General features: G+C 73.7%; 4 protein-coding genes and 1 pseudogene. 2 read left to right on the top strand and 3 right to left on the bottom strand.

Annotated elements, in window-relative coordinates; all coding sequences use genetic code 11:
* Positions 1-27 precede the first annotated feature (27 nt).
* Positions 28-1,008, bottom strand: coding sequence for a DUF2267 domain-containing protein (locus EYA84_RS29445; RefSeq protein WP_131057325.1), 981 nt, complete (start codon positions 1,006-1,008; stop codon positions 28-30).
* A gap of 228 nt (positions 1,009-1,236) precedes the next feature.
* Between EYA84_RS29445 and EYA84_RS29440 the strand changes: the two genes are divergently transcribed.
* Positions 1,237-1,539: a hypothetical protein gene (locus EYA84_RS29440; protein WP_131057323.1), complete on the top strand. Its 303-nt coding sequence runs from the start codon at positions 1,237-1,239 to the stop codon at positions 1,537-1,539.
* Between the two features lie 70 nt (positions 1,540-1,609).
* On the opposite strand, the gene EYA84_RS29435 is transcribed toward EYA84_RS29440, so the two are convergent.
* Positions 1,610-1,957, bottom strand: coding sequence for an STAS domain-containing protein (locus EYA84_RS29435; RefSeq protein ID WP_131057321.1), 348 nt, complete (start codon positions 1,955-1,957; stop codon positions 1,610-1,612).
* Between the two features lie 87 nt (positions 1,958-2,044).
* Positions 2,045-2,398 carry an STAS domain-containing protein gene (locus EYA84_RS29430; RefSeq protein WP_131057319.1) on the bottom strand — a complete coding sequence of 118 codons (354 nt, stop codon included), beginning with the start codon at positions 2,396-2,398 and terminating at the stop codon, positions 2,045-2,047.
* A 494-nt stretch (positions 2,399-2,892) separates the two neighbouring features.
* Here EYA84_RS29430 and EYA84_RS33730 point away from each other — a divergent pair.
* A pseudogene (locus tag EYA84_RS33730) lies at positions 2,893-3,266 on the top strand (serine/threonine-protein phosphatase); the annotation flags it as partial.

Below are 3,266 nucleotides of genomic sequence, written 5' to 3'. Positions count from 1 at the left end.
CTCGTCCACCCGGCCCGGCGGCGGGGATCAGCCGTCGGCCATTCCGGCGCCCGCCTCGTCGATCGCGTCGTCGACGGCGTGGGCCAGGTCGACGTCCAGCGCGGTCACCGCTCCGGCGTTGCGGCTGCTGACGGTCAGCACCGCCGTGGTGGGGCCGGCGCGGCCGATGCGCGGCCGTCGTCCGGTCTCGTCCCGGAGCAGGTCGAGCCGGTCGAGCACCCGGTCGAGGTTCTCCGCAGGCAGCTCCAGCGTCCGGGACAGCGCGTCGCTGTTACCGGACCAGTAGGGCAGCCCGCTCAGCGCGTCGCGTAGCTCCGTGTCGGTGAGCGGCGGGGTGCCGCCGTTCGTGCCGACCACACCGCCGCCGGCTGCCGGCGGCTCCAGCAGGTCGCGCAACTCGTCCGGTACGTGCAGCGACTCGACCAGGTCGCGATCCTGCTCGGCGAGTGCCGCCAGGGTGGCCTCGGCCTGGTAGCGGGCCTGTTCCGGGGTCCGGCCGCTGATCCGGCCCACCTCGGACAGGAACCCGGACAGGTCCCGGTGGCGTCGGATGCCGTCGACGGGCACGACGTCGTGCAGCGAGTCCGGTACCGCCCGCAGCAGGCGCTGGCGTTCGTCGGCCTCCAGGGCCGTGGCCAGCACGAGCACCGTCGACTCGACCCCGACCTTGGCGGTACGGAAGTCGACGCCGGACCGCCGGACGACGTCCTCGACGAGTTCGCGGTAGCCCATGCTGGTGACTCCCGGGGCGTTCGTGCCCGGATCGGGTCGGGGCCGAGGGTTCGCGGCGACCCCGGCCGGCGGGGGCGCGGGCCCACCGCGCGTCGTGTCCGGTTTGTGGCTCTTTCCGGCCGGCGGTGGACCGGCGCGCTTGCTCTGCTCCAGGTGCGTGAGCTGCTTGGAGGCGCTCAGGCTCGCGCCGGTGTCGGCGGCCTGCATGCCGCGCTCACGGGCCTGCCGGGCCAGAGCGCGGCGGCGCTGGTTGTCGCCCTCCATCTGCTTGCGCACGGTGACACCTCGCTTCCGTCGGTTCTCGTCGGGCCTCCCGCGACGCCTTCCCGTTGCCACCGAGCACGAAACGATCGCCCGATGCCGCGAGCCGGGTGTCCGGGCCGGGTGTTCGGGCTTCATCCGGCGCGGGTGAGGGGCGCTCACCCGCGCCGGCCGGACGATCGGGGTGGCCGGACAACCCGGTGTGAGGCACGAACTTCCGAGGCACGCGGAAGGGAAGGTCCGATGAAGCAGATTGTCGAGATCGTCCCCGCCCGACCGGGCTGGTACGCGCGATGGCGGCTGACCGCCGAGGACACCCGGTGCTACCCGGTGACGCTGTGGGCGCTGCTGGAGGAGCCGGACGGCACCGGCCGTGAGGTGATCGGGGTCGACTGCGCCGGCCAGTGGCCCGGGGCGGAGGACGACGGCACGGACGGGGAGTTCGTCCGGTATCTGTTCCAGCCGCCGGAGGCCGGACCTCCCGAGGACGCGGAGACCGCCGTCGCACCGCACCGCGCCGTCAGCCGTACGGTCCCGACGCCCTGATCCCTGTTCCGGCCCCCGGCCCCTGGTCCCAGGGTCGGGGGCCACCCCTGTCGGGCGGCGTCCGGCGCGGTCAGCCGACCGCGGTGATGCCGTCGCCGTCCACGGCCGGCGGCAGTTGCAGCAGCTCGGCCAGGCCGGTGCGGTCCAGCAGCTGACGTAGCGGCGGGTTGACGTTGACCAGCCGGATCGGCTCGGAGCCGCTGCGGTGGGCCATCACGAAGGCGCTCAGCCCGGAGGAGTCGCAGAGGCCGACCCCGGCGAGGTCGATGACGAGCTGCCGGTAACCGGAGCGGTGCAGCTCCGTGACGGCGGCGATCAGGTCGGGTGCGCTGTCGAAGTCCAGATCACCGGTGAGCCGTAGCTCGGCGCGCTCGGCGTCGAGACGGCTGACCGTGATGGCCAACAGCGGTGAGGACATGCCCCCATGCTCCCAGTCCCTGCGTCTGACGCAAGTCGCGGGGTCGGCGTTTCTCCCGGAGACCGGCATTTTCGCAGTGATGGCCTTTTACGCGGTGACGGTCGGCTGGCCCTCGGACCCGGTCGCCGGTCCACCGCCGCCGACCGGACGGGCGAGCAGCCCGGTGACGCCGGTCATGTCGAGGATCGTCTCCAGGAATCGCGGCACCGCGCGCAGCTCGACCGTGCTGCCGTGCTGCTGCCCCTCACGCCAGGCGTGCACGATCACGCTGAGCCCGGTGCTGTCGATGAACTGGAGGTCGGCGAAGTCCAGCACGAGCGTGACGGGCCCGGTGCCCAGCAGCCGGTCGATCTCCACCCGGAGCGGGGCCGCCGTGGTGTAGGCGAGGTCTCCACCGACCCGGATGACGGGTGCTCGGGGATCGGCCCGGTCGACGGACATGCTCAGGGGCGTCGACTCGGGTCTCCGACCGTGTGACAGCAACGATCAGCCTTCCGCGGGGGTGGGCGGGCAGGGGCGTCCCGGATCGTAACAATCCCTGAGCTGCACCGCCTCCCGGGCGCGACCGGCACGCTCGCGTCCGCCGACGCGTCCCGCGCGGGCCGCTCGGCCGTGATCGCTGCCGGGTGGCGGTAGCGCGGGAGCAGCGTAGGGTGGGTGGGGAAACGCCGTGCACCCCGCGCAACGCGGGTGCGGAAATCGACAGGAGTAGGGCCGAGCTGGTGACGGGTACCGACGTCAGGGATCTCGAGCCCGGCGACGGACGGTCTACCCCGCCGCGTGTCGCCCGGGTCTCGGCATGGCGCCCGGATGCGTCCCCAACCGCTGGCCTCTCCGCCCTGGAGCGCTCCCACGCCGCAGCCGACTGGCCCGAGGTGGTCGAGCACCTCCGTGAGGGACTCGTGGTGTGCGGTCCCGACGACACCGTGTGGCACGTGAGCCCCGTCGCCGAGCGACTCCTGCCGGAGATCGCCGTCGGGGGCACGCTCGGCACGATCGACGGACTGCGTGCCGATCCGACCGAGTTCGTCCACCACGGCCGGCGACTCCGGGCCCGCCGGGTGCCGCTGTCGGCCGGTCGAAGCTGCTGGTACGTGGAGGACGTCAGCGAGAGTGTCGTCCGTGCCGACGCGCTGGCGGCCGAGCGGTCCAGGTCCGCCTTCCTGGCCGTGGTCGGCGAGAAGCTGGGCAACCCGCTGCACCCGGACCGGGCCGCCGCGGCGGTGGTCCGGCTCGCCGTACCCACCCTGGCGGAGGTGGCGGTGCTGGTGCTGGCGCCGCGTTCCGGCCGGGCCCGCTGGTGGCGGGC

This window comes from Verrucosispora sp. SN26_14.1, assembly GCF_004307965.1.
Classification (GTDB): Bacteria; Actinomycetota; Actinomycetes; order Mycobacteriales; family Micromonosporaceae; genus Micromonospora.
This window is presented reverse-complemented; position numbering and strand designations above follow the sequence as displayed.